Source organism: Mycobacterium toneyamaense, from assembly GCF_055384815.1.
The window spans coordinates 4,850,875-4,875,477 of record NZ_AP040333.1 but is presented as its reverse complement, the minus strand read 5'-3'; the positions used below and the strand labels follow the sequence as shown (position 1 = coordinate 4,875,477).

The window sequence follows — 24,603 nt, the reverse complement described above, 5'->3', positions numbered from 1 at the left end:
TCATACACCCGCAAGGGGAAAGGGAGTTACGTGCTAGACGTCAACTTCTTCGATGAACTCCGCATCGGCCTGGCCACCGCGGAAGACATCCGTAATTGGTCGTACGGCGAGGTCAAGAAGCCGGAGACCATCAACTACCGCACGCTCAAGCCGGAAAAGGACGGCCTGTTCTGCGAGAAGATCTTCGGACCTACTCGCGACTGGGAGTGCTACTGCGGTAAGTACAAGCGCGTCCGCTTCAAGGGCATCGTCTGCGAGCGCTGTGGCGTCGAGGTGACTCGTGCCAAGGTGCGTCGTGAGCGCATGGGCCACATCGAGCTGGCCGCGCCGGTCACCCACATCTGGTACTTCAAGGGCGTTCCGTCGCGCTTGGGCTACCTGCTGGACCTGGCCCCGAAGGATCTGGAAAAGATCATCTACTTCGCGGCCTACGTCATCACCTCGGTCGACACCGAGATGCGGCACAACGAGCTGTCGACGCTCGAGGCCGAGATGGTCGTCGAGAAGAAGGCCGTTGAAGATCAACGGGACCTCGATCTCGCCGAGCGCGCGCAGAAGCTCGAGCAGGACCTGGCCGAGCTGGAGAAGGAAGGCGCCAAGTCCGACGTCCGCCGCAAGGTGCGCGACGGTGGCGAGCGCGAGATGCGTCAGCTCCGCGACCGGGCCCAGCGTGAGCTGGACCGGCTCGACGAAATCTGGACCACCTTCACCAAGCTGGCCCCGAAGCAGCTCATCGTGGACGAGGTGCTGTACCGCGAGCTGCAGGACCGCTACGGCGAGTACTTCACCGGTGCCATGGGTGCCGAGTCGATCAAGAAGCTCATCGAGACCTTCGACATCGACGCCGAGGCCGAGTCGCTGCGCGACACCATCAAGAACGGCAAGGGCCAGAAGAAGCTGCGCGCCCTCAAGCGTCTGAAGGTCGTCGCCGCGTTCCAGCAGTCCGGCAACTCGCCCATGGGCATGGTGCTCGACGCCGTTCCGGTGATCCCGCCGGAGCTGCGCCCGATGGTTCAGCTGGACGGTGGCCGCTTCGCGACCTCCGACCTGAACGACCTCTACCGCCGCGTCATCAACCGCAACAACCGGTTGAAGCGACTGATCGACCTCGGTGCGCCCGAGATCATCGTCAACAACGAAAAGCGCATGCTGCAGGAGTCTGTGGACGCGCTGTTCGACAACGGCCGTCGTGGCCGGCCGGTCACCGGTCCGGGCAACCGTCCGCTCAAGTCGCTGTCCGACCTGCTCAAGGGCAAGCAGGGCCGCTTCCGTCAGAACCTGCTGGGTAAGCGCGTCGACTACTCGGGCCGTTCGGTCATCGTCGTCGGCCCGCAGCTCAAGCTGCACCAGTGTGGTCTGCCGAAGCTCATGGCCCTCGAGCTGTTCAAGCCGTTCGTGATGAAGCGTCTGGTCGACCTGAATCACGCGCAGAACATCAAGAGCGCCAAGCGCATGGTCGAGCGTCAGCGTCCCCAGGTGTGGGATGTCCTCGAAGAGGTCATCGCCGAGCACCCGGTGCTGCTGAACCGTGCACCTACGCTGCACCGCCTGGGTATCCAGGCCTTCGAGCCGCAGCTGGTGGAAGGCAAGGCCATCCAGCTGCACCCGCTGGTGTGTGAGGCGTTCAACGCCGACTTCGACGGTGACCAGATGGCCGTGCACCTCCCGCTGTCGGCGGAGGCGCAGGCCGAGGCGCGCATCCTGATGCTGTCGTCGAACAACATCCTGTCGCCGGCGTCGGGCCGCCCGCTCGCCATGCCGCGTCTGGACATGGTGACCGGTCTGTTCTTCCTGACCACGCAGATCGACGGTGACCTCGGCGAGTTCACGCCGGCCACCAACGATCAGCCGGAGACCGGCGTCTACAGCAGCCCGGCCGAGGCCATCATGGCCATGGACCGCGGTGCGCTGTCGGTGCGCGCGAAGATCAAGGTCCGCCTGACGCACCTGCGTCCGCCGGCCGAGATCGAGCAGCAGCTGTTCGAGAACGGCTGGAAGCCGGGCGACGCGTGGACCGCGGAGACCACCCTGGGTCGCGTGCTCTTCAACGAGCTGCTGCCGAAGGGCTACCCGTTCGTCGACAAGCAGATGCACAAGAAGGTCCAGGCGGCGATCATCAACGATCTCGCCGAGCGCTACCCGATGATCGTCGTGGCGCAGACCGTCGACAAGCTGAAGGACGCCGGTTTCCACTGGGCGACCCGCTCGGGCGTGACGGTCTCGATGGCCGACGTTCTGGTGCCGCCGCAGAAGCAGGAAATCCTGGAGCGCTACGAGGGCCAGGCCGACGCGATCGAGAAGAAGTACCAGCGCGGTGGTCTGAACCATGAGGAGCGCAACGAGTCGCTGGTCAAGATCTGGCAGCAGGCCACGGAAGAGGTCGGTAAGGCTCTGGAGGACTACTACCCGGCGGACAACCCGATCATCACGATCGTGAAGTCGGGCGCCACGGGTAACCTCACCCAGACCCGCACCCTGGCCGGCATGAAGGGTCTGGTGACGAACCCGAAGGGTGAGTTCATCCCGCGGCCCATCAAGTCGTCCTTCCGCGAGGGCCTGACGGTGTTGGAGTACTTCATCAACACCCACGGTGCTCGTAAGGGTCTGGCCGATACCGCTCTGCGTACCGCCGACTCGGGCTACCTGACCCGTCGTCTGGTCGACGTGTCGCAGGACGTCATCGTCCGCGAGACCGACTGTGAGACCGAGCGCGGCGTCATCGTCACGCTGGCCGAGGTCCAGGCCGACGGTTCGCTGGTGCGCGATGCGCACGTCGAGACGTCCGCCTACGCGCGGACCCTGGCCACCGATGCGGTCGACGCGAACGGCAACGTCATCGTCGAGCGCGGCCACGATCTCGGTGACCCGGCGATCGAGGCCCTGCTGGCTGCGGGTATCTCGACGGTCAAGGTGCGTTCGGTGCTGACCTGTGCCACCGGCACCGGTGTGTGTGCCAAGTGCTACGGCCGCTCGATGGCCACCGGCAAGCTGGTCGACATCGGCGAGGCCGTCGGTATCGTCGCCGCCCAGTCCATCGGTGAGCCCGGTACCCAGCTGACGATGCGTACCTTCCACCAGGGTGGTGTTACCGGTGGCGCCGACATCGTCGGTGGTCTGCCGCGCGTCCAGGAGCTGTTCGAGGCCCGCGTGCCCCGCAACGTCGCTCCGATCGCCGACGTGGCCGGCCGGGTGCAGCTGGAAGAGGACGACAAGTTCTACAAGATCACCATCGTTCCCGACGATGGTGGCGAGGAAGTCGTCTACGACAAGCTGCCGCGTCGTAACCGCCGCCTGCGCGTCTTCAAGCACGACGACGGCACCGAGCGCCTGTTGGCCGATGGTGACCACGTCGAGGTCGGCCAGCAGCTCATGGAGGGTTCGGCGAACCCCCACGAGGTGCTCCGCGTCCAGGGCCCCCGCGAGGTGCAGATTCACCTCGTCAAGGAGGTCCAGGAGGTCTACCGCGCACAGGGTGTGTCGATCCACGACAAGCACATCGAGGTCATCGTTCGCCAGATGCTGCGTCGCGTGACGATCATCGACTCGGGCTCGACGGAGTTCCTGCCCGGTTCGCTGACCGAGCGCAGCGAGTTCGAGACCGAGAACCGTCGCGTCGTGGCCGAGGGTGGCGAGCCCGCGGCCGGACGTCCGGTGCTGATGGGTATCACGAAGGCATCGCTGGCCACGGACTCGTGGCTGTCGGCGGCGTCGTTCCAGGAGACCACTCGCGTGCTGACCGATGCGGCGATCAACTGCCGTAGCGACAAGCTGCAGGGTCTGAAGGAGAACGTGATCATCGGTAAGTTGATCCCGGCTGGTACGGGCATCAACCGGTACCGCAACATCCAGGTCCAGCCGACCGAGGAAGCCCGCGCTGCGGCGTACACGATCCCGTCCTACGAGGATCAGTACTACAGCCCGGACTTCGGTCAGGCCACTGGTGCTGCCGTGCCGCTGGCTGACTACGGCTACAGCGACTACCGCTAACCGGTAGCGGTGTGATCCGCACAGAACTGCCCCTCTTCTCCGGAAGAGGGGCAGTTCTGCGTTTCACGATGCGTCGGACGTGGGCCGACGAGGTGTCGGTCCACGCAACTAGGCTGGGCCCCATGCTGATTGGCTCGCACGTCGACAACACCGATCCCCTGGCCGCGGCGGCCGCCGATGGCGCCGATGTGGTGCAGTTCTTCCTCGGCAACCCGCAGAGCTGGAAGAAACCCGCGCCCCGCGAGGACGCCGAGATCCTGCGGGCGTCGTCGGTGCCGTTGTACGTCCACGCGCCGTACCTGATCAACGTCGCGTCGGCCAACAACAAGGTGCGTATCCCGTCGCGCAAGATCCTGCAGGACACGTGCGATGCGGCGTCCGAGATCGGCGCGACGGCCGTGATCGTGCACGGCGGGCACGCCGACGACAACGACATGGACGCCGGCTTCGAGCGGTGGGTGAAGGCGCTCGACGCCCTCAAGACGGACATGCCGGTGTATCTGGAGAACACCGCCGGCGGTGATCACGCCATGGCGCGGCACTTCGACACGATCGCCCGGCTGTGGGATCGCATCGGCGACAAGGGCATCGGCTTCTGCCTGGACACGTGCCATGCCTGGGCGGCAGGGGAGGCGCTGGTCGACGCCGTCGAGCGCATCAAGTCCATCACCGGCCGCATCGATCTGGTGCACTGCAACGACTCCCGCGACGCCGCCGGCTCGGGGGCCGACCGGCACGCGAACTTCGGTTCGGGTCAGATCGACCCGCAGTTGCTGGCAGCGGTGGTGCGCGCCGCGGACGCTCCGGTCATCTGCGAGACGTCCGAGGACGGCCGGAAGGACGACATCGCGTTCCTGCGTGAGAACGTTTAGTCGGTCCCGACAATTGTGATAGACACCTCGGGTGCGAGACGCCAACACTGAGGTAGCAGAGACACCCGACGTCGGTTACGAGCGCGGTCTGTCGGCCAGGACCGTGCAGATGATCGCGATCGGCGGGGCCATCGGTACCGGCCTGTTCTACGGCGCCGGCGGCGCTATCGAGAAGGCCGGTCCGGCGCTGATCCTGGCCTACCTGCTGGCCGGTCTGGCGGTGTTCGTCATCATGCGGGCGCTCGGTGAGCTGCTGGTGTACCGCCCGGTGTCGGGCAGCATCTCGGAGTACGCCGAGGAGTTCATGGGCCGCTTCGCCGGGTTCGCGAACGGCTGGACGTACTGGGCAGTCTGGGCCACGACCTGCATGGCCGAGATCACGGTGGCCGGCAAGTACGTGCAGTACTGGCCGTGGGGGCACGACATCCCGCAGTGGGTGACGGCGCTCGTCGTCCTGCTGGTGTTGTTCGTGGCGAACCTGATCTCGGTGAAGATCTTCGGTGAGGCCGAGTTCTGGTTCTCGATGATCAAGGTGACCGCGATCATCGGCATGATCATCATCGGCATCGGTGTGCTGCTGCCGATCGCCGGTTTCGGCCCGGCCACCGGCCCCAGCGTGAGCAACCTGTGGAACGACGGCGGCTTCTTCCCGACGGGCTTCAGCTCGGCGTTGCTGAGCCTGCAGATCGTGGTGTTCGCCTACGTCGGTGTCGAGCTCGTGGGTGTCACCGCGGGCGAGGCCGAGAACCCGAAGGTGACGCTGCGCAAGGCGATCAACACGCTGCCCTTCCGCATCGGCCTGTTCTACGTCGGCGCGCTGATCGTGATCCTGTCGGTGCAGGGCTGGCGCAACTACCACGCCGGCCACAGCCCGTTCGTCGCGGTTTTCCAGTACCTCAACATCCCGGCCGCCGCGGGCATCGTGAACTTCATCCTGCTCACCGCGGCACTGTCGTCGTGCAACTCGGGTATCTATTCGACGGGCCGCATGGTGCGCAGCCTCGCGCAGCGCGGTGACGCGCCCGCCGGTCTGCAGGCGCTGAGCAGCCGGCACGTGCCGATGCTCGCCATCTGCTTCTCCGCCCTGACCATGGGCGTCGGTGTCCTGGTGAACTACCTGTCGCCGGACAAGGCGTTCGCCTACATCACCTCGGTGTCGACCATCGGCATCATCTTCGTGTGGGGCTCGATCCTGGTGTCGCACTTCATCTACCGCCAGCGGGTGGCCGCCGGCGTGTTGCCGGCGTCGGATTACCGCCTGCCGGGCGCGCCGTACACGACGTTCCTGGCGCTCGGGTTCCTGGCACTCGTCGTCGTGCTGCTGTTCTTCACCGACGACGGCCGGACCGCGATCCTGGTGGGTGCCATCTGGTTCGTCATCGTGACGCTGGGCTACTTCGTGCACCGTGGCGATCGCGCCACCGAGGTGGTGACGCGCCACTAGGCGAACCGCACGCGTGTCGGTGACGGCCGAGACCGTCGGCACCGCTCATGGCTGCAACGACAGCCAGGTGCCGTGGTCGGCGATGCGCAGGGCCGCGGTGAGACCGGCGTCGTCGAAAGCGCGTGTGATGGCGTCGCGGCCTTCGGTGAAGTGTGCCCAACCGTCGTAGTGGACGGGGATGTTGACCGGGGCGCCCAGCACCGCGGCGGCGGCCGCCGTTCGGATGCTGTCGAGACTGACCGCCCGAGTGCGGAACTTGCCGGGCACGCGGGCGGCGCCGGCGTGCAGGATGGCTGCGTCGATGGTGCCGACGCGACGGGCGATCTCGCCGACAGTACGGAGAGAGGCGTTGTCGCCGCTGATGTAGACCGTGGGCAGTGTGCTACCGGAAAGCACGAACCCGATGACTTCGCAGTTGACGTACCCGTCGGGGTCGCGGTCGCCGTCTTCGGGACCGTGGACGGCAGGGACGGCGGTGACGTTGAGCTCGCCGGTGTCGGGCCGGGTGAGGGTGTAGGTGCTCCACGGTCGCAACCCGACAGCCGGCGTGCCCAGTCGCCTGGCTGCGCCGATCGTGGTGAGCAGGACCGGTGCGTTCTCGGCGAAGGCGCGGCCGCGCTCGTCGAAGTTGTCAACGTGGTTGTCGTGGCTGACGAGGACGACGTCGACGGCGCCGATCTGCTCCTCGGTGACGGCCGGGCCGCGGGTTTTCGTCAAGTACCCCTGCGGGCCGGGGGCGTCGAAGGTCGGGTCGCTGACGATGCGCAGGCCGCCGAGATCGAGCACGGTGGTCGGGCCGCCGACGACCAGCGCAGCGCAATCCTGTCGGGCCAGAGGCATGGTGGGACTCCTGGGAGTTGCGTGTCTGCTGACATTCATCGTTCAGCTCCGCCGCGAGTGTATTGAGATTTTCCACTTGATCGCCGGACCGCGTCTGCCATTCATATATACAGTTCTTGTGCGACTGTCGTAAAAGTGTAATAGTGGGGACATGGCCGATACCCATGTCGTGACCAATCAGGTCCCGCCGCTGGAGAACTACAACCCCGCCACCTTCCCGGCGCTCGCCGAGGCCCTCATCCGCGAAGGCGGGGAGTGGGGTGTCGACGAGGTCCACGAGGTCGGTGCGCTCGGCGGCAGCCGGGTCGCGCAGCGCTGGGGGGAGCTCGCGGACCGCAACGTCCCGATCCTGCACACGCACGACAGGTACGGGCACCGCGTCGACGAGGTCGAATACGACCCCGCCTACCACCACCTCATGAACGCCGCGGTGACACACGGCCTGCACGGCGCACCGTGGGCCGACGACCGTCCCGGCGCCCACGTTGTCCGTGCGGCGAAGATGTCGGCCTGGACCCCCGAGCCAGGCCACGTCTGCCCGATCTCGATGACGTACGCCGTCGTCCCGGCACTGCGGTTCAACCCCGAACTGGCCAAGGTCTACGAACCGCTGCTGACCAGCCGGGTCTACGACCCCGAGCTGAAAGTGCCTGCCACCAAAGCCGGTATTACCGCCGGCATGTCGATGACCGAGAAGCAGGGCGGCTCCGACGTCCGCGCCGGCACCACGCAGGCCACGCCCAACGGTGACGGCAGCTACTCGCTGCGCGGGCACAAGTGGTTCACCTCGGCGCCGATGGGCGACATGTTCCTCGTCCTCGCGCAGGCACCGGGCGGACTGTCGTGCTTCTTCCTGCCCCGCGTCCTGCCCGACGGCACCCGCAACCGCATGTTCATCCAGCGGCTCAAGGACAAGCTCGGCAACCACGCCAACGCCTCCAGCGAGATCGAGTACGACGGCGCGACCGTCTGGCTCGTCGGCGAGGAGGGCCGCGGCGTGCCGACCATCATCGAGATGGTCAACCTGACCCGCCTGGACTGCACGCTCGGCAGCGCCACCAGCATGCGCACCGGCCTGACCCAGGCCGTGCACCACGCCCAGCACCGCAAGGCGTTCGGCGCCTACCTGATCGACCAGCCGCTGATGCGCAACGTGCTGGCCGACATGGCCGTCGAAGCCGAGGCCGCCACCATGCTGGCGATGCGCATGGCCGGCGCCACCGACCGCGCCGTCCGCGGTGACGAACGCGAAAGCCTGTTCCGCCGCATCGGTCTGGCCGCGGCCAAGTACTGGGTGTGCAAGCGGGCGACGCCGCACGCCGCGGAGGCCATGGAGTGCTTCGGCGGCAACGGCTACGCCGAGGAATCGGGTATGCCGCGGCTCTACCGCGAGGCCCCGCTGATGGGCATCTGGGAAGGCTCGGGCAACGTCAGCGCGCTCGACACGCTGCGCGCCATGGCGACCAAGCCCGAGTGCATCGAGGTGCTGTTCGACGAGTTGGCGCAGGCGCAGGACCCGCGCCTGGACGCCCACGTCAACGCGCTCAAGGCGCAGCTCACCGATCCGGCGACCCTCGAATACCGCGGACGCAAAGTGGCCGAGGACATCTCGCTGGCGCTGCAGGGCGCGCTGCTGGTGCGCCACGGGCACCCCGCGGTGGCCGAGGCGTTCCTCGTCAGCCGCCTCGACCGCCAGTGGGGCGGCGCGTTCGGCACCCTGCCGACGGGCCTCGACCTCGCGCCCATCATCGAACGCGCCCTCGTCAAGGGCTGATTTTCAACTACCGAGCTGGGGGTACCTCCCACTTGTGGGGGAACGCAAAACTGTCCCAATATCCCCGTTTGGGACAGTTTTGCGACTGCTCGCGGGAAGGCTGAGCTGGTGGATTTCGACAACCTGAAGACCATGACCTACGAGGTCACCGATCGCGTCGCGCGGATCACGTTCAACCGTCCGGAGAAGGGCAACTCGATCGTCGCGGACACCCCGCTGGAGCTGGCGGCCTGCGTCGAACGGGCCGACCTCGATCCGAGCGTGCACGTGATCCTGGTGTCCGGTCGCGGTGAAGGGTTCTGTGCCGGTTTCGATCTGAGCGCGTACGCCGACGGCACCGGAGCCGCCGGCGGCGCGGAGCACCAGGGCACGGTGCTCGACGGCAAGACGCAGGCCGTCAACCACCTGCCGAATCAGCCCTGGGATCCGATGATCGATTACCAGATGATGAGCCGGTTCGTCCGTGGCTTCTCCAGCCTGATGCACTGCGACAAACCGACCGTCGTGAAAATCCACGGCTACTGCGTGGCCGGCGGCACCGACATCGCGCTGCACGCCGACCAGGTGATCGCCGCCTCCGACGCCAAGATCGGCTACCCGCCCATGCGGGTGTGGGGTGTGCCCGCCGCCGGCCTCTGGGCGCACCGCCTGGGCGACCAGCGCGCGAAACGCCTGCTGTTCACCGGGGACTGCATCACCGGGGCGCAGGCCGCCGACTGGGGTCTGGCGGTCGAGGCCCCGGAGCCCGAGGACTTGGATGAACGCACCGAGCGGCTCGTCGCCCGCATCGCGGCCATGCCCGTCAACCAGCTGATCATGGCGAAGCTCGCGTGCAACACCTCGCTGCTACAGCAGGGGATCGCGACCAGCCGCATGGTCAGCACGGTGTTCGACGGCATCGCCCGGCACACACCCGAGGGGCACGCGTTCGTCGCCGACGCCGTCGAGCACGGATTCCGGCAGGCGGTGCGGCACCGTGACGATCCGTTCGGTGACGCGGGCCGGGTGGCCTCCGGGGTCTGACGGCCATGGCTGAGCTGAAGCGGATGACCGCCCGGTCGGTGGTGCTCAGCGTGCTGCTGGGTGCCCACCCGGCGTGGGCATCCGCGGCCGAGTTGCTCCGGCTCACTTCGGATTTCGACATCAAGGAGCAGACGCTGCGGGTGGCGTTGACACGCATGGTCAGCGCCGGTGATCTGGTGCGTTCGGCCGACGGCTACCGGCTCGCCGACCGCCTGCTGGCGCGGCAACGCCGGCAGGATGCCGCCATCGACCCGAACACCCGGCCGTGGCACGGTGACTGGACGACAGTCGTCATCACCACGGTCGGCGCCGATGCCCGGACGCGGGCCGAATTGCGAAACGACCTGCTGCAGAACAGGTTCGGAGAGCTGCGTGAGGGCCTGTGGCTGCGGCCGGCAAATCTGGCCGGCGAGCTGCCGGAGGAGATCACGGCCAACGCCCGGGTGCTGACCAGCCGGGACGACGATCCGGCGGGTCTGGCCGCTGTCCTGTGGGATCTGCCCGCCTGGGCCGCGACCGCCCGTCGACTGCTCGACGAGATCGCCGCGGTCGCCGACGTTCCCGGCCGGTTCGTGGCGGCGGCCGCGATCGTCCGGCACCTGTTGGCCGACCCCGTGCTACCTGCCGAACTGCTCCCGGGCGACTGGCCCGGCGAGCAGTTGCGGCAGGCCTATGCAGACTTCGCCGCCGAGCTGGTGGCGCGGCGCGACGAACCGATGGAGGCATCATGACCGAACCTGTGCGCGTCGAGAAGAACGGGCCGGTGACGACGGTCATCATCGACCGGCCCGCCGCCCGCAACGCCGTCAACGGGCCGACGGCAGCAGCGCTGTACCAGGCGTTCGACGAGTTCGACCGCGACGACTCCGCCGCCGTGGCGGTGTTGTGGGGCGACCACGGAACCTTCTGTGCCGGAGCGGATCTCAAGGCGTTCGGCACCCCGGAGATGAACCAGACGCACCGGACGGGGCCGGGGCCGATGGGCCCGAGCCGGATGATGCTGTCCAAGCCGGTCATCGCCGCGGTCAGCGGCTACGCCGTCGCCGGCGGGCTGGAGCTCGCGGTGTGGTGCGACCTGCGCGTCGTCGAGGAGGACGCGACCTTCGGCGTGTTCTGCCGGCGCTGGGGTGTCCCGCTCATCGACGGTGGCACGGTCCGGTTGCCGCGGCTGATCGGGCACAGCCGGGCCATGGACCTGATCCTCACCGGCCGTGCCGTCGATGCCGCCGAGGCGCTGCAGATCGGCCTGGCGAACCGCGTCGTGCCGCCCGGGCAGGCCCGGGCGAAGGCCGAAGAGCTCGCGCACCAGCTGGCGGCGTTGCCACAGTTGTGTCTGCGCGCCGACCGGATGTCCGCGCTGCGGCAGTGGGGCGAATCCGAGCAATCCGCAATGGAATTCGAGTTCGCCAGCCTCTCGCAGGTGGCCGCGGAGTCGCTCGCGGGCGCGCAGCGGTTCGCCGGGGGAGCGGGCCGGCACGGCGCTCCGGCGTGAGGTTCAGCCCTTGGTGACGGTGTTGCCGGAGCCCGTGTTGCTGACCTTCGGCGAGCCGTCCTTGTAGGTGACGGTGGCGTGCATGCCGACGACGTCGAGCTCCTGGTCGACCTTGTCGAACGTCACCTTATTGTCGGTGCCGCCGATGTTGGCCTTCGCGCAGGTGCCCTTGACGGTCAGCGTGTTGTTGGCGCCGCCCACGGTCAGCGATTTGCCGCTGCCGCAGTCGATTTCCCGCGTGGTGCCGACGGCGCTGTAGTTGATGGTGTTGCCCACCTCGACCTGCGCTGTCGTCGGCACGCCGGAGGTGCCTGCCGTGCCGGCGGCGCTCGAACTGCTGCTACCGGAATTGCTGTCCTGCGATCCGCAGCCGGTCAGCAGCAGAGCGGCTGCGGTGACGACGCCCGCCGCCATCGCGATTCGGTTGGGGTTCATGCGGTGTCCCTCCCTGTCGGCGTTACCGGCACCCGGAGCGGAACCCGGTCAGGGGATCTTGTTGAGCCGGTTGCCCAATCCCAGTTGGTGACCGACGTCGATGAGTGCCGGATCCCCATTGTGGAATATGACCGTCTGATTGAAGCCGTAGGCGGTGACGTCGTTGACGATCGTGTCGGCGATGACGGTGTTGGACGAGCCCTGGACGGTGACGGCCCAGCAGGTACCGAACGCGGTGATGGTGTTGCCGCTACCGTTGACGAACAGGGTGCCGTTGTGGCAGTCGAGGGTCTGGGTGATGCCCGTGCCGACGATGTGGGTGTCATCGTTGACCGCGGCGGCGTTGGGTGCGCCGACCGCGAACGGGACCGTCAGCAGTCCGGCAAGCAATGCGGTTCCCCATGCTGTGCGACTCACGATGGTTCCCTTCGTTCTGGTCCGGCGATGTGCACGGTGTTGCGGTATCTGGGAGCCTACGTTGCGAGGCAGGTGCTGCGGAGTGGGTTCGTCCGTTCTGTGGGACTTGCCATGAGACGCGGTTACAAGATTCGCCCAAATGGCAACGTATCTGCAGCGTCCAGAGGTTAGAGTCATTAGTTAACCGACCGCGCCGCGGTCCGTGGAATCACGATAGAACACCGGAGGATCGGGCAGATGGCACCTCGGCCAGAGTCGCAAGCGGTTGGGGATGCCCGACCGGCTGCGCCGGTGCGGCCGCGGGCGGCGGCGCGGGCCACCAAGCTCAGCCGGGACTCGATCGTCAGCGCGGCACTGACCTTCCTCGACCGCGAGGGCTGGGATGCGCTGACCATCAACGCACTGGCCAACCAGCTCGGCACCAAGGGCCCGTCGCTGTACAACCACGTGCAGAGCCTCGATGACCTGCGCCGCACCGTCCGGATGCGCGTCATCGACGACATCATCGGCATGCTCAACACCGTCGGCGAGGGCCGCAGCCGGGACGACGCCGTGATGGCCATGGCCAGTGCCTACCGCAGCTACGCCCATCACCATCCGGGTCGGTACTCGGCCTTCACCCGGATGCCGCTGGGTGGCGACGACCCCGAGTACACCGCCGCGACGCACGCGGCGGCCGGGCCGGTGATCGCGGTTCTGGCGTCGTACGGACTCGACGGTGAGAACGCCTTCTACGCGGCGCTGGAGTTCTGGTCGGCCCTGCACGGTTTCGTGTTGCTGGAGATGACGGGCGTGATGGACGGTGTCGACACCGACGCGGTGTTCACCGACATGGTGGTACGGCTGGCCCGAGGGATGAACGAGCGCGACTCGGCTTGATCAGGGGAGCGCGTGATGTCTGACGACCACAGCGGCTGGCAGCCGCCGCACCCGCCCCAGCCACCACCGCCGGGCTTCATGCCGCCGGGGATGCCACCGGCGATGCCGCCCGGGTGGCCGCCGCCCGTGCCCGCGCCGTCCGGCGTGCCCCGCTGGCTGGTCGCCCTGGTGCTGGCAGTGCTGATCCTCAGTTATGGCGCGACGGTGTTCGTGACCCGGGACATCTGGCGCGCCGGCCCGCCCCGTCCGGTGGTCCACGCGTCGGTCGCGATTCAGGCGCCGCCCGGAACGGCGCCGGATGCCCTCGCGCAGACCCGCAAGGTCGTCGAATCCCGGATCAACCACCTCGGTGGCCACGACGTGACCGTCGGGCTGGACGGGAACACGCTCAAGGTCAGCGCCACCGACGTCACCGAGGCGCAGCTGCGCGGCATCACCGCCGTCGGCCGCCTCTATATACGGCCCGTCATCCACACGATTCCGGCGCAGGCCGAGCCGGCGTCCCAGACCCCGTCGGCCCCGAAGGCGGCCGACAGCCAGCGCATCGCCGATGAGAAGGCGCTGCGGCAGAGCACCCAGCCGCAGATTCAGGTGTTGTCGCTGCAGTTCCAGGCCACGCGCTGCGGGCAGCCGGACGCGCTCGCCGACCATGACGACCCCAAGCTGCCGCTCGTCACCTGCTCCGACGACGGCAAGCAGGTGTATCTGCTGGACAAGTTGATCATCGGCGGTGACCAGATCAAGGACGCCTCGGCGCGCCAGGGCGGGCAGCGCGGCGACTTCGTCGTCTTCGTCACCTTCGACGACAAGGCCGCCGACGTCTGGTCGACGTTCACCGCGGCCAACACCGGCGCCCGGACCGCTTTCACGGTCGACACCCAGGTCGTCAGTGCGCCGGCGCTGCTGGAACCCATCACGACGGGACGCACCCAGATCCACGGGCAGTTCACCGCCGATTCGGCGAAGTCGTTCGCCGCCGTGGTGGCCGGCGGGCCGCTGCAGCTGCCGATATCGGTGCAGTCGGTGCAGACGGGTCGGATCGCGCCGTCGTTCTGGTCGGTGCAACGAATCGCGGTTCTCGGCGGCGGGGTGGTGGTGATCTTCGCGGTCATCCTCGGAGTGGTTCTGATGACCCGATGGGGATCGCGCCAACGGTAAGGTGTTGATCACGATCCCGGCTGCACCGTTCTGACCTGCGGTTTGAGTGCCCCGTGCGGGTTTGGATCGTGGCGGTCCGTACTGGTATCGTGGTGGTTCGTGCCTGGCCGACTGGGCGCTTGCATCCATTGTGTTTGTAGGCATGCCTGCACGCCGGGCCAATTCGCATGTCCGTGGTGCACCGAAAGGTCTGTGCCTAGCCTCGTGCGACACGCCCGGACGCGGGGTATGCGATCGGACGAAAACCGCAGTACAGAGACTTAAACCGCAGTACGAACGCAACACAGAAAGCCGATAGATGCCAACCATCAACCAGCTGGTCCGCAAGGGTCGCCACGACAAGACCGCCAAGGTCAAGACCGCGGCGCTCAAGGGCAGCCCGCAGCGTCGTGGTGTGTGCACCCGCGTGTACACCACCACCCCCAAGAAGCCGAACTCGGCGCTGCGCAAGGTCGCCCGTGTGAAGCTGACGAGCCAGGTTGAGGTCACGGCCTACATCCCGGGTGAAGGCCACAACCTGCAGGAGCACTCGATGGTGCTCGTGCGTGGCGGTCGTGTGAAGGACCTCCCCGGTGTGCGCTACAAGATCATCCGCGGCTCGCTGGACACCCAGGGTGTCAAGAACCGCAAGCAGGCACGCAGCCGTTACGGCGCCAAGAAGGAGAAGAGCTAATGCCACGCAAGGGCCCCGCGCCGAAGCGGCCGCTGGTCAACGACCCGGTCTACGGTTCGCAGCTGGTCACCCAGCTCGTCAACAAGGTGCTGCTGGACGGCAAGAAGTCGCTGGCCGAGCGCATCGTCTACGGCGCCCTTGAGCAGGCTCGTGAGAAGACCGGTACCGACCCCGTCGTGACGCTGAAGCGCGCCATGGACAACGTCAAGCCGTCCCTCGAGGTCCGCAGCCGCCGTGTCGGTGGCGCGACCTACCAGGTGCCGGTCGAGGTTCGCCCGGACCGTTCGACCACCCTGGCGCTGCGCTGGCTGGTCAGCTTCTCGAAGGCTCGCCGCGAGAAGACCATGGTCGAGCGCCTGGCCAACGAAATCCTGGACGCCAGCAACGGTCTGGGTGCCGCCGTCAAGCGACGCGAGGACACCCACAAGATGGCCGAGGCGAACCGGGCCTTCGCGCACTACCGCTGGTGACTCAATCGCCGGCCGCCAATGTCGGCGGCCGGCGCATCTGATTCACAACTGACCGCCCTACCGGGCGACGCGGATTTACTTAAAGCAACTGAAAGAGTGGGAATCTAGCCGTGGCACAGGACGTGCTGACCGACCTGAACAAGGTCCGCAACATCGGCATCATGGCGCACATCGACGCCGGCAAGACGACGACGACCGAGCGCATCCTCTTCTACACCGGTATCTCGTACAAGATCGGTGAGGTCCATGACGGCGCGGCCACCATGGACTGGATGGAGCAGGAGCAGGAGCGTGGTATCACCATCACCTCCGCTGCCACCACCTGTTTCTGGAACGACAACCAGATCAACATCATCGACACCCCGGGCCACGTCGACTTCACCGTCGAGGTGGAGCGTTCGCTGCGCGTGCTCGACGGTGCCGTTGCCGTCTTCGACGGCAAGGAAGGCGTGGAGCCGCAGTCCGAGCAGGTGTGGCGCCAGGCCGACAAGTACGACGTGCCGCGCATCTGCTTCGTCAACAAGATGGACAAGCTGGGCGCCGACTTCTACTTCTCGGTCCAGACCATGAAGGACCGCCTGGGCGCCAACGTCATCCCGATCCAGCTGCCGATCGGCTCCGAAGGTGACTTCGAGGGCGTCGTCGACCTGGTCGAGATGAAGGCCAAGGTCTGGCGCGGCGAGACCAAGCTCGGCGAGAAGTACGACGTCGTCGACATCCCGGCCGACCTGCAGGAGAAGGCCGAGGAGTACCGCACCGCCATGATCGAGGCGGTCGCCGAGACCGACGAGGCGCTGCTGGAGAAGTACCTGGGCGGCGAAGAGCTGACCATCGAGGAGATCAAGGGCGGTCTGCGCAAGCTCACCGTCACCAGCGCCGCGTACCCGGTGCTGTGTGGTTCCGCGTTCAAGAACAAGGGTGTGCAGCCCATGCTCGACGCGGTCATCGACTACCTCCCGACCCCGCTGGACGTCCCGGCCGCCGAAGGCCACGTCCCGGGCAAGGAAGACGAGATCATCTCGCGCAAGCCGTCGGCCGACGAGCCGTTCTCGGGCCTGGCGTTCAAGGTCGCCACGCACCCGTTCTTCGGCAAGCTGACCTACGTCCGCGTCTACTCGGGCAAGGTCGACTCCGGTGCTCAGGTCATCAACTCGACCAAGGGCAAGAAGGAGCGTCTGGGCAAGCTGTTCCAGATGCACTCCAACAAGGAGAACCCGGTCGAGTCGGCTGCCGCTGGTCACATCTACGCGGTCATCGGCCTCAAGGACACCACCACCGGTGACACCCTGTGCGACCCGGCCAACCAGATCGTGCTGGAGTCCATGACGTTCCCGGACCCGGTTATCGAGGTGGCCATCGAGCCCAAGACCAAGAGCGACCAGGAGAAGCTGGGCACGGCGATCCAGAAGCTCGCCGAAGAGGACCCGACCTTCAAGGTGCACCTGGACCAGGAGACCGGCCAGACCGTCATCGGCGGTATGGGCGAGCTCCACCTGGACATCCTGGTGGACCGCATGCGTCGCGAGTTCAAGGTCGAGGCCAACGTCGGTAAGCCGCAGGTCGCCTACCGCGAGACCATCCGCAAGGCCGTGCAGAACGTGGAGTTCACCCACAAGAAGCAGACCGGTGGATCGGGCCAGTTCGCGAAGGTCATCATCAACGTCGAGCCCTTCGTCGGCGAAGACGGTGCGACCTACGAATTCGAGAACAAGGTCACCGGTGGCCGTATCCCGCGTGAGTACATCCCGTCGGTGGATGCCGGTGCGCAGGACGCGATGCAGTACGGCATCTTGGCCGGCTACCCGCTGGTCAACCTCAAGGTGACGCTGCTCGACGGCGCCTACCACGACGTCGACTCGTCGGAAATGGCCTTCAAGGTCGCCGGTTCGCAGGCACTGAAGAAGGCTGCGTCTGCCGCGCAGCCGGTCATCCTGGAACCGATCATGGCCGTCGAGGTCACCACGCCCGAGGACTACATGGGCGACGTGATCGGCGACCTGAACTCCCGCCGTGGCCAGATCCAGGCCATGGAGGAGCGCAGTGGTGCTCGTGTCGTCAAGGCACAGGTTCCGCTGTCCGAAATGTTCGGCTACGTCGGCGACCTCCGGTCGAAGACCCAGGGCCGGGCGAACTACTCCATGGTGTTCGACTCGTACGCCGAAGTTCCGGCGAACGTGTCGAAGGAGATCATCGCCAAGGCGACGGGCCAGTAGTCTCTGACCCGTTGTCCCTGGCGGACCACATAACTGAACACTGTTTTACTGCTTTACACACCTGCTTAACCAAAGCACCAACAAGTCCAGGAGGACACAGAAGTGGCGAAGGCGAAGTTCGAGCGGACGAAGCCGCACGTCAACATCGGGACCATCGGTCACGTTGACCACGGCAAGACCACGCTGACTGCAGCAATCACCAAGGTTCTGCACGACAAGTACCCCGATTTGAACGAATCGCGCGCATTCGACCAGATCGACAACGCGCCCGAGGAGCGTCAGCGCGGTATCACCATCAACATCTCGCATGTTGAGTACCAGACCGACAAGCGCCACTACGCCCACGTGGACGCCCCCGGTCACGCTGACTACATCAAGAACATGATCACCGGTGCCGCCCAGATGGACGGCGCAATCCTCGTGGTCGCCGCCACCGACGGCCCGATGCCGCAGACCCGTGAGCACGTGCTGCTCGCCCGCCAGGTCGGCGTGCCCTACATCCTCGTCGCGCTGAACAAGTCCGACATGGTTGAGGACGAGGAGCTCCTGGAGCTCGTCGAGATGGAGGTCCGCGAGCTGCTGTCGGCTCAGGACTTCGACGAGGAGGCCCCCGTGGTCCGCGTCTCGGCGCTGAAGGCGCTCGAGGGCGACCCGACCTGGGTCAAGTCCGTCGAGGAGCTCATGGAGGCCGTCGACGAGTCCATCCCGGACCCGGTTCGCGAGACCGACAAGCCGTTCCTGATGCCCGTTGAGGACGTCTTCACCATCACCGGTCGTGGCACCGTGGTGACCGGCCGTGTCGAGCGTGGCGTGATCAACGTCAACGAAGAGGTCGAGATCGTCGGCATCCGCCCGACCACGACCAAGACCACTGTCACCGGTGTCGAGATGTTCCGCAAGCTGCTCGACCAGGGCCAGGCCGGCGACAACGTCGGTCTGCTGGTTCGTGGTATCAAGCGCGAAGAGGTCGAGCGTGGCCAGGTCGTCGTGAAGCCCGGCACCACCACCCCGCACACCGAGTTCGAGGGCAGCGTCTACATCCTGTCCAAGGACGAGGGTGGCCGCCACACGCCGTTCTTCAACAACTACCGCCCGCAGTTCTACTTCCGTACCACGGACGTGACGGGCGTGGTTACCCTCCCCGAGGGCACCGAGATGGTCATGCCCGGTGACAACACCGACATCTCCGTCGTGCTGATCCAGCCGGTCGCCATGGACGAGGGTCTGCGTTTCGCCATCCGTGAGGGCGGTCGTACCGTCGGCGCGGGTCGCGTCACCAAGATCATCAAGTGATCTAGTTTTTCCAAGCGGAGCGCCGCTCACCCGAAAGGGTGGGCGGCGCTTTGTTTTGCCGTGAGAAAGAGGTGTCGGCGCAGTGCTTTTACCGGCAGGATGGCAGGATCGTTCGCGATGGAGGGGAACACGATGAGGGGTGGCCTGTCGTGCGGGTGAACGTACGGGCATTCACCGACACCGGATTGCGGCGCAAGCGCAACGAAGATGCCGTGATGGTCGGCGGCTGGGTCAGCCAGACGCACAACGGTGTCCTGGTGGAGATGCGGATGCAGCCGGGCGCCCCGTTCGTCTGCGCGGTGTGCGACGGCATGGGCGGGCACGTCGGCGGCGACGTCGCGAGCCGGACGGCGCTGAGCATGATCGCGACCATGTCGCCGGGCTGGACCGGTGGCGACGACATCACGTCGTCGCTGTCGTATGTCAGCGACTGGCTGTACGACATGGGCCGCGACACCGAACTCGCCGGCATGGGTACCACCATCGCCGGTGTCTGCCTGACGGCCGACGAGGTGATCGTCTTCAATGTCGGGGACAGCCGGGTGTATTCGGTTGCGGGCGAGACGCTGACGCAGGTTTCGGTCGATGACGCCGTCCTCGACGCGTCGGGCCGGCCCACCAACATCATCACGCAGTCGCTCGGGCAGGGCGTGCCCATCGCGGCGCACCTGACCGCGACGCCGCTGCAGCCCGGCAGCTACCTGATGTGCTCTGACGGTGTGCACGGGCAGATGGAGCATCACGATCTGCAGGCGGCCACCGCGTGCAACGACCGGGGCGACGGTTCGGCCATCATCATCGGGACGGCCCGGGCCAATGGCGCCGCCGACAATTTCTCGTTCGTCCTGTTGGACGTCCTCGGCGACTGAGCCGCACTAAAGTCTCTCGCATCGGTTCGGCTGATCAAGGAGCGTGGCTGACATGCTGGTGCGTTACCTCAAGGCTCAGGTCATGGTCCTGCTGTGCGGCGGGCTGGTGGGCCCCATCTTCCTGGCGGTGTACTTCTACACCGGCCAGGACGAATTGCTGAAGTGGATGTTCTGGGCGGGCCTGCTGGTCACGGCGATCGACGTACTCGTCGCGCTGGGGTTGGCGGGCTTCGGCCAGATGCGGTCGGCGGAGCTCGAGGAACTCGAGGCCAGCGGGATACTGGGGCTGGCCGAGGTCACCGGGATCGGGGAGACCGGCACCCGGGTCAACGACCAGCCACTGGTGAAACTCAATCTGCACATCACCGGGCCGCAGCTGGCTCCGTTCGATGCGCAGGACAAGGTGCTGGCCTCGGTGAGCCGGCTGCCGATGATCACCGCCCGCAAGCTGGTCGTGATGGTCAACCCGGCGACCAACAAGTTCCATATCGACTGGGAGCGAAGCGCATTGGTGTCCGGCATGATGCCGGTCCGCTTGACCTCGGAGCAGGACGGGCGCACCTATGACCTGACGGGACGGTCGGGTCCGATCATGGACATCCTGCAGATCCTCAAGTCGAACGGGGTGGCCCTCAGCGGAATCGCCGACCTGCGCTCGAATCCAGCGGTGCGGCAACAGGTGATGGACGTGGTCCGGCGGGCCACTGCCGCTGAGCGCGAGCCGGCGGCGGCGCCGGCCGCCGCGGCGCCGCCTGTCGTGCCGCCGCCACCGGCGCCGTCGACAGCGCAGCGGCTGCAGGAGATCGAGACGCTGCGCGCCATGGGCACCATCAGCGAGGCCGAGTACACCGCGAAGCGCGCCCAGATCATCGCCGAGTTGTAGTCGACACGACCGCCTTTCGGGAGCCACTAGAACGCGTTCTAGTTTGGCTGCTAGCGTGGCGGTTGATTCCGGCGAGAAGCGATGAAGGGACTGGCAATGACGGCAGGCGGAGCACTCGAAGGCAAGGTGGCGTTCATTACCGGGGCTGCCCGCGGACAGGGCCGGGCGCACGCCGTCCGGATGGCGCGCGAGGGTGCCGACATCGTCGCCATCGACATCTGTGGTTCCGTCTCGGACACCATCACCTACCCGATGCCGACGTCGGAGGATCTGGCCGAGACCGCACGCCTGGTCGAGGCCGAAGGCCGCAAGGTCCTCGCCCGTGAGGTCGACATCCGTGACCTGGCCGCGCAGCAGCAGGTCGTCGCCGACGCCGTCGAGCAGTTCGGCCGCCTCGACATTCTGGTCGCCAACGCCGGTGTCCTGAGCTGGGGACGGCTGTTCGAGATGGACGAAGACCAGTGGGACAGCGTCGTCAACGTCAACCTCTCGGGCACGTGGCGCACCATCCGGGCCGTCGTCCCGGCGATGATCGAGGCGGGCAACGGCGGGTCGATCATCATCGTCAGCTCCTCGGCGGGCCTCAAGGCGACGCCGGGCAACGGCCACTACGCGGCCTCGAAGTTCGGCCTCGTGGGTCTGACCAACGCCCTGGCCCTCGAGGTGGGCGAGTTCGGCATCCGGGTCAACTCGATCCATCCGTACTCGATCATGACGCCGATGATCGAGCCCGAGGCCATGGGTGCGATCTTCGCCAAGTACCCGACCTACCTGCACAGCTTCGCGCCGATGCCGTACAAGCCCGTCTCTCACGACGGCAAGGCCGGTCTGCAGGAGTTCATGACGCCGGAAGAGGTCACCGACGTGGTGACCTGGCTGGCCGGCCCGGGCTCGGGGACCATCTCCGGTTCCCAGATCGCCGTCGACCGCGGCGTCATGAAGTACTGACCTACGCGGACACCTGACCGACCAGCACGTCCGCGAATTCCGTTGCGCCCGCCGAGATTCTGATCGCGGGACGGCCGCAGCCGGGCGTTGTCGTGCGGCGCAGCGCGGACTTGCCGTCGAGATCCACCGCGACCTCGCCGGCCTTCGTGATCGTCACATCGATCGCGTGCCAGTCGTTGCCGGGCGGTGTGGGGATCGAGCCGGAATCGGTTTCGGCGGGACCGGCCTCCGTGGTGAGCCCGAGGGTGTAACCGCCCGACGCGGTGCGGACGCGCCCGGTGAACCGCAGTGAGCACGCCGGGTCGCCGGGCTGGAGCAGACCCGCCCAGGCGGCCGTCGGGTTGGCGTTCGACTCGAGGCGTACCGCCCGGCCGTCGTTGGTGAACGTGGCCTCGACGTCGCCGACGCGGGTCCAGGTGTCGAAGTCCGTCGGCTCCGGTGGGTGCGTCGGCACGATGGTCAGGCCGTTGAACGGCGTCGGCGTCGCGCTCGGTGCCGCCGCGTTGTCGCGCGAGAGTTTGGTGGCGACGACGGTGCCGCCGGCCACCAGGGCGACGACGGCGAGCACCGCACCCCCGATGATCCACCATTTCCGTTTTCCGGACCGCTGCGCCGGTTCTGTTGGGGCGTAACGGTATTGGTCGTCCACCCACATCGGCCAACCCGGCGGTGGTGGCGGCCAGGAAGGATCGGGCTGCCAGTCCGGGCCTGGCTGCCAGTCGGGTGGAAACGGCGGCCAGTCGGGTGGCGGATTGAAACGCATCCTATCGGTCTACCACCGCACGTCCGTCGGCCCGGCCAGCACCTCGGCGAATAGGTCCATCGCCCAATCGATTTCGGCGCGGGTGATGACCAGGGGCGGGGCGAACCGCAGAGTCGGGCCGTGGGTGTCCTTGGTCAGCACACCGCGCTCGGCCAGCCGCAGGCTGACCTCCCGGCCGGTGCCCACGGCCGGATCGAGGTCGACGCCCGCCCACAGGCCCAGTCCGCGCACGGCCGTCACGCCGTGCCCGATCATCGCCGTCAGGCGAGCGTGCAGGTGCCGGCCGAGTTCGGTTGCCCGGGCTTGGAATTCGCCACGCTGCAGCATGCCGACCACCGTGGTGCCGATGGCCGCGGCCAGCGGATTGCCGCCGAACGTCGATCCGTGCTCGCCGGGGTGCAGCACGCCGAGCACGTCCCGGTCGGCCACCACCGCGGACAGCGGCACGACGCCGCCGCCGAGCGCCTTGCCCAGCACGTAGACGTCGGGCACGACGCCCCAGTGGTCGCACGCGAAGGTGCGGCCGGTGCGGGCCAGACCGGACTGGATTTCGTCGGCGATCATCAGTACGTGGCGCTCGGTGCACAGCGCGCGGACCCGGGGCAGATAGTCGTCGGGCGGCACGATGATTCCGGCCTCGCCCTGGATCGGCTCGATCAGCACCGCGGCAGTGTTGTCGTCGACGGCCGCCGCGAGCGCGTCGGCGTCCCCGAACGGCACCAACCGGAAGCCCGGTGTGTACGGGCCGAAACCGCATCGCGCCGTGTCGTCGTCGGAGAAGCTGATGATCGTCGTCGTGCGGCCGTGGAAGTTGCCCTGTGCCACGACGATGTTCGGGTCGGTGCTGCCCTTGACGTCTCGACTCCACTTGCGCGCGACCTTGATCGCGCTCTCCACCGCCTCGGCGCCGCTGTTCATGGGCAGCACCAGCTCCTTGCCGCACAGTTGGGCGAGAGCGGCGCAGAACGGGCCCAGGCGGTCGGAGTGGAAGGCGCGGCTGACGAGCGTCACGGTGTCCAGCTGGGCATGTGCGGTCGCCAGGATCTCGGGATTGCGGTGGCCGAAGTTCACCGCCGAATACGCCGCGAGACAGTCCAGGTAGCTGCGCCCTTCCGGGTCGGTGATCCACACGCCGTCGGCAGACGCCGCGACGACCGGCAGCGGGGCGTAGTTGTGCGCGGCGTAGCGGTCGTCGAGGGCGATCAGCTCGGCCGTGCTTTCCGGTGTCCCCGCAACGGCTTTCAGCATGACGCCGGGTACACCTCCAAGGTGCAGCACTTCACCGATCCGCCGCCCTTGAGCAACTCGGACAGGTCGACACCGACCGGCCGGAAACCGGCGTCGGCGAGCTGCGCGGCGAACCCGGTGGCCGCGGCCGGGTGCACGACGTTCAGCCCGTCGGACACCGCGTTCAGGCCGAGCACGTGGGCGTCGGCATCGGACACCTCGATGGCGCCGGGAAACATCTTGCGCAGCAATGCGACCGACGTGGCACCGAAGGCGGGGGGATAGAACGCGATGGTCTCGTCGTCCAGCACGGCCAGCGCGGTATCGAGGTGGTAGAAGCGGGGGTTGACCAACTGCAGGCTGACCAACGGCAGCCCGGACAGCTTGGCGACCTCGTCGTGCGACTGTCGGTCGGTGCGGAATCCGTAGCCGGCCAGGATCTTTGACCCGATGATCAGCAGGTCGCCCTGGCCCTCATTGGTGTGCTCGGTGTACAGCGGGCAGTAGCCGTGGTCCATCAGCCATCCGGCGTAGGCCACCGATTCTCCGGTCCGCTGCGGGTAGGTGAAGCGGGCGATGATGGCCACCTTCTCGAACCCGTCGTCGAGCACCAGCCCGCCGTTCGCGGCGTAGACCATGTCGGGCAGTCCGGGAATCGGTTCGACCAGTTCGACGGTGTGCCCGAGGCTGCGGTACGTCCGGACCAGATGCTCCCACTGCCGCACCGCGAGCGCCGTATCGACGGGGGTGGAGGTGTCCATCCACGGGTTGATCGCATATTCGACGGCGAAATGCGTGGGCCGGGTCATCACATAGTGCCGGGGGCGGGCCACCCGGTCCGGTCGCCAGCCTGAATTCGGTGTCGCCATCTTGACGACATCAGTAATCGTCATAATTCGATGGTAGGAGCACTATTGCGCGCAAGCAATCGATGCTTGTTGCG

The 24,603-nt window shown here is 67.0% G+C and carries 22 protein-coding genes; 16 read left to right on the top strand and 6 right to left on the bottom strand.

The genetic code is table 11. The features are described 5' to 3' along the window. Positions 1-30: 30 nt before the first annotated feature. The 3 genes from ACZ5IQ_RS23540 (at position 31) to ACZ5IQ_RS23530 (ending at position 6,303) form a co-directional block, all read left to right on the top strand. A complete protein-coding gene (locus tag ACZ5IQ_RS23540; RefSeq protein WP_464480367.1) occupies positions 31-3,987 on the top strand; it encodes a DNA-directed RNA polymerase subunit beta' in 3,957 nt (1,318 codons plus the stop codon). Between the two features lie 122 nt (positions 3,988-4,109). Beyond that, positions 4,110-4,859: a deoxyribonuclease IV gene (locus tag ACZ5IQ_RS23535; protein WP_135356865.1), complete on the top strand. Its 750-nt coding sequence runs from the start codon at positions 4,110-4,112 to the stop codon at positions 4,857-4,859. A gap of 31 nt (positions 4,860-4,890) precedes the next feature. Further along, on the top strand, positions 4,891-6,303 hold the full coding sequence (locus tag ACZ5IQ_RS23530) for an amino acid permease (protein WP_135356866.1): 1,413 nt from the start codon (positions 4,891-4,893) through the stop codon (positions 6,301-6,303). A gap of 45 nt (positions 6,304-6,348) precedes the next feature. Here the strand turns inward: ACZ5IQ_RS23530 and ACZ5IQ_RS23525 are convergent, their stop codons facing one another. Next, positions 6,349-7,143: an MBL fold metallo-hydrolase gene (locus ACZ5IQ_RS23525; protein ID WP_464480366.1), complete on the bottom strand. Its 795-nt coding sequence runs from the start codon at positions 7,141-7,143 to the stop codon at positions 6,349-6,351. A gap of 151 nt (positions 7,144-7,294) precedes the next feature. Here ACZ5IQ_RS23525 and ACZ5IQ_RS23520 point away from each other — a divergent pair, with 151 nt between their 5' ends. From ACZ5IQ_RS23520 to ACZ5IQ_RS23505, 4 genes are all read left to right on the top strand, one after another. After that, complete coding sequence (locus ACZ5IQ_RS23520) at positions 7,295-8,917, top strand: acyl-CoA dehydrogenase family protein (RefSeq protein WP_212806936.1); 1,623 nt, start codon at positions 7,295-7,297, stop codon at positions 8,915-8,917. A 105-nt stretch (positions 8,918-9,022) separates the two neighbouring features. Then, a complete protein-coding gene (locus ACZ5IQ_RS23515; RefSeq protein ID WP_256445394.1) occupies positions 9,023-9,940 on the top strand; it encodes a crotonase/enoyl-CoA hydratase family protein in 918 nt (305 codons plus the stop codon). Between the two features lie 14 nt (positions 9,941-9,954). After that, a complete protein-coding gene (locus ACZ5IQ_RS23510) occupies positions 9,955-10,671 on the top strand; it encodes a PaaX family transcriptional regulator C-terminal domain-containing protein (protein WP_212814621.1) in 717 nt (238 codons plus the stop codon). Continuing rightward, positions 10,668-11,432, top strand: a complete 765-nt coding sequence (locus ACZ5IQ_RS23505) for a crotonase/enoyl-CoA hydratase family protein (RefSeq protein ID WP_212806934.1) — start codon at positions 10,668-10,670, stop codon at positions 11,430-11,432. The genes ACZ5IQ_RS23510 and ACZ5IQ_RS23505 overlap by 4 nt, the downstream gene beginning before the upstream one ends. 3 nt (positions 11,433-11,435) lie before the next feature. Here the strand turns inward: ACZ5IQ_RS23505 and ACZ5IQ_RS23500 are convergent, their stop codons facing one another. Next, on the bottom strand, positions 11,436-11,867 hold the full coding sequence (locus ACZ5IQ_RS23500; protein WP_212806933.1) for a DUF3060 domain-containing protein: 432 nt from the start codon (positions 11,865-11,867) through the stop codon (positions 11,436-11,438). Positions 11,868-11,915: 48 nt separating this feature from the next. After that, positions 11,916-12,284: a DUF3060 domain-containing protein gene (locus ACZ5IQ_RS23495; protein WP_244872774.1), complete on the bottom strand. Its 369-nt coding sequence runs from the start codon at positions 12,282-12,284 to the stop codon at positions 11,916-11,918. A gap of 237 nt (positions 12,285-12,521) precedes the next feature. Here ACZ5IQ_RS23495 and ACZ5IQ_RS23490 point away from each other — a divergent pair, with 237 nt between their 5' ends. From ACZ5IQ_RS23490 to ACZ5IQ_RS23450, 9 genes are all read left to right on the top strand, one after another. After that, positions 12,522-13,163, top strand: a complete 642-nt coding sequence (locus tag ACZ5IQ_RS23490; protein WP_244872775.1) for a TetR/AcrR family transcriptional regulator — start codon at positions 12,522-12,524, stop codon at positions 13,161-13,163. Positions 13,164-13,178: 15 nt separating this feature from the next. After that, entirely contained in the window at positions 13,179-14,321 is a 1,143-nt protein-coding gene (locus ACZ5IQ_RS23485; protein WP_212806932.1) for a SecDF P1 head subdomain-containing protein, read from the top strand. Positions 14,322-14,619: 298 nt separating this feature from the next. Further along, the gene (gene rpsL, locus ACZ5IQ_RS23480; protein ID WP_020101371.1) at positions 14,620-14,994 is read left to right on the top strand and encodes a 30S ribosomal protein S12; all 375 of its coding nucleotides are present in this window, start codon (positions 14,620-14,622) and stop codon (positions 14,992-14,994) included. Next, positions 14,994-15,464: a 30S ribosomal protein S7 gene (gene rpsG, locus ACZ5IQ_RS23475; RefSeq protein WP_020101372.1), complete on the top strand. Its 471-nt coding sequence runs from the start codon at positions 14,994-14,996 to the stop codon at positions 15,462-15,464. Before rpsL ends, rpsG begins: the two co-directional genes overlap by 1 nt. Before the next feature lie 110 nt (positions 15,465-15,574). Next, entirely contained in the window at positions 15,575-17,677 is a 2,103-nt protein-coding gene (gene fusA / locus ACZ5IQ_RS23470; protein WP_212806931.1) for an elongation factor G, read from the top strand. Positions 17,678-17,779: 102 nt separating this feature from the next. Further along, a complete protein-coding gene (gene tuf, locus ACZ5IQ_RS23465) occupies positions 17,780-18,970 on the top strand; it encodes an elongation factor Tu (RefSeq protein ID WP_061001884.1) in 1,191 nt (396 codons plus the stop codon). A gap of 149 nt (positions 18,971-19,119) precedes the next feature. Next, positions 19,120-19,839 (top strand): PP2C family protein-serine/threonine phosphatase, encoded by a 720-nt coding sequence (locus ACZ5IQ_RS23460; RefSeq protein ID WP_212806930.1) that lies wholly within the window; start codon positions 19,120-19,122, stop codon positions 19,837-19,839. 52 nt (positions 19,840-19,891) lie between these two features. Continuing rightward, a complete protein-coding gene (locus ACZ5IQ_RS23455) occupies positions 19,892-20,722 on the top strand; it encodes an SHOCT domain-containing protein (RefSeq protein ID WP_212806929.1) in 831 nt (276 codons plus the stop codon). 96 nt (positions 20,723-20,818) lie between these two features. Beyond that, entirely contained in the window at positions 20,819-21,670 is an 852-nt protein-coding gene (locus tag ACZ5IQ_RS23450) for a mycofactocin-coupled SDR family oxidoreductase (RefSeq protein WP_212806928.1), read from the top strand. Position 21,671: 1 nt separating this feature from the next. Here the strand turns inward: ACZ5IQ_RS23450 and ACZ5IQ_RS23445 are convergent, their stop codons facing one another. The 3 genes from ACZ5IQ_RS23445 to ddaH form a co-directional block, all read right to left on the bottom strand. Beyond that, positions 21,672-22,325 (bottom strand): hypothetical protein, encoded by a 654-nt coding sequence (locus ACZ5IQ_RS23445; RefSeq protein WP_212806927.1) that lies wholly within the window; start codon positions 22,323-22,325, stop codon positions 21,672-21,674. Positions 22,326-22,442: 117 nt separating this feature from the next. Next, complete coding sequence (gene rocD / locus ACZ5IQ_RS23440) at positions 22,443-23,681, bottom strand: ornithine--oxo-acid transaminase (RefSeq protein ID WP_212806926.1); 1,239 nt, start codon at positions 23,679-23,681, stop codon at positions 22,443-22,445. Then, a complete protein-coding gene (ddaH, locus tag ACZ5IQ_RS23435) occupies positions 23,675-24,553 on the bottom strand; it encodes a dimethylargininase (RefSeq protein WP_212806925.1) in 879 nt (292 codons plus the stop codon). Before ddaH ends, rocD begins: the two co-directional genes overlap by 7 nt. Positions 24,554-24,603 lie beyond the last annotated feature (50 nt).

Bases quoted from the DNA above. Each gene is read 5' to 3' on its own strand.
- ACZ5IQ_RS23535 (WP_135356865.1), top strand. From the start codon at position 4,110: ATGCTGATTGGCTCGCACGTCGACAACACCGATCCCCTGGCCGCGGCG.
- ACZ5IQ_RS23525 (WP_464480366.1), bottom strand. From the start codon at position 7,143: ATGCCTCTGGCCCGACAGGATTGCGCTGCGCTGGTCGTCGGCGGCCCG.
- ACZ5IQ_RS23520 (WP_212806936.1), top strand. From the start codon at position 7,295: ATGGCCGATACCCATGTCGTGACCAATCAGGTCCCGCCGCTGGAGAAC.
- ACZ5IQ_RS23505 (WP_212806934.1), top strand. From the start codon at position 10,668: ATGACCGAACCTGTGCGCGTCGAGAAGAACGGGCCGGTGACGACGGTC.
- ACZ5IQ_RS23500 (WP_212806933.1), bottom strand. From the start codon at position 11,867: ATGAACCCCAACCGAATCGCGATGGCGGCGGGCGTCGTCACCGCAGCC.
- ACZ5IQ_RS23490 (WP_244872775.1), top strand. From the start codon at position 12,522: ATGGCACCTCGGCCAGAGTCGCAAGCGGTTGGGGATGCCCGACCGGCT.
- ACZ5IQ_RS23485 (WP_212806932.1), top strand. From the start codon at position 13,179: ATGTCTGACGACCACAGCGGCTGGCAGCCGCCGCACCCGCCCCAGCCA.
- rpsL (WP_020101371.1), top strand. From the start codon at position 14,620: ATGCCAACCATCAACCAGCTGGTCCGCAAGGGTCGCCACGACAAGACC.
- rpsG (WP_020101372.1), top strand. From the start codon at position 14,994: ATGCCACGCAAGGGCCCCGCGCCGAAGCGGCCGCTGGTCAACGACCCG.
- ACZ5IQ_RS23455 (WP_212806929.1), top strand. From the start codon at position 19,892: ATGCTGGTGCGTTACCTCAAGGCTCAGGTCATGGTCCTGCTGTGCGGC.
- ACZ5IQ_RS23450 (WP_212806928.1), top strand. From the start codon at position 20,819: ATGACGGCAGGCGGAGCACTCGAAGGCAAGGTGGCGTTCATTACCGGG.
- ACZ5IQ_RS23445 (WP_212806927.1), bottom strand. From the start codon at position 22,325: ATGTGGGTGGACGACCAATACCGTTACGCCCCAACAGAACCGGCGCAG.
- rocD (WP_212806926.1), bottom strand. From the start codon at position 23,681: ATGCTGAAAGCCGTTGCGGGGACACCGGAAAGCACGGCCGAGCTGATC.
- ddaH (WP_212806925.1), bottom strand. From the start codon at position 24,553: ATGACGATTACTGATGTCGTCAAGATGGCGACACCGAATTCAGGCTGG.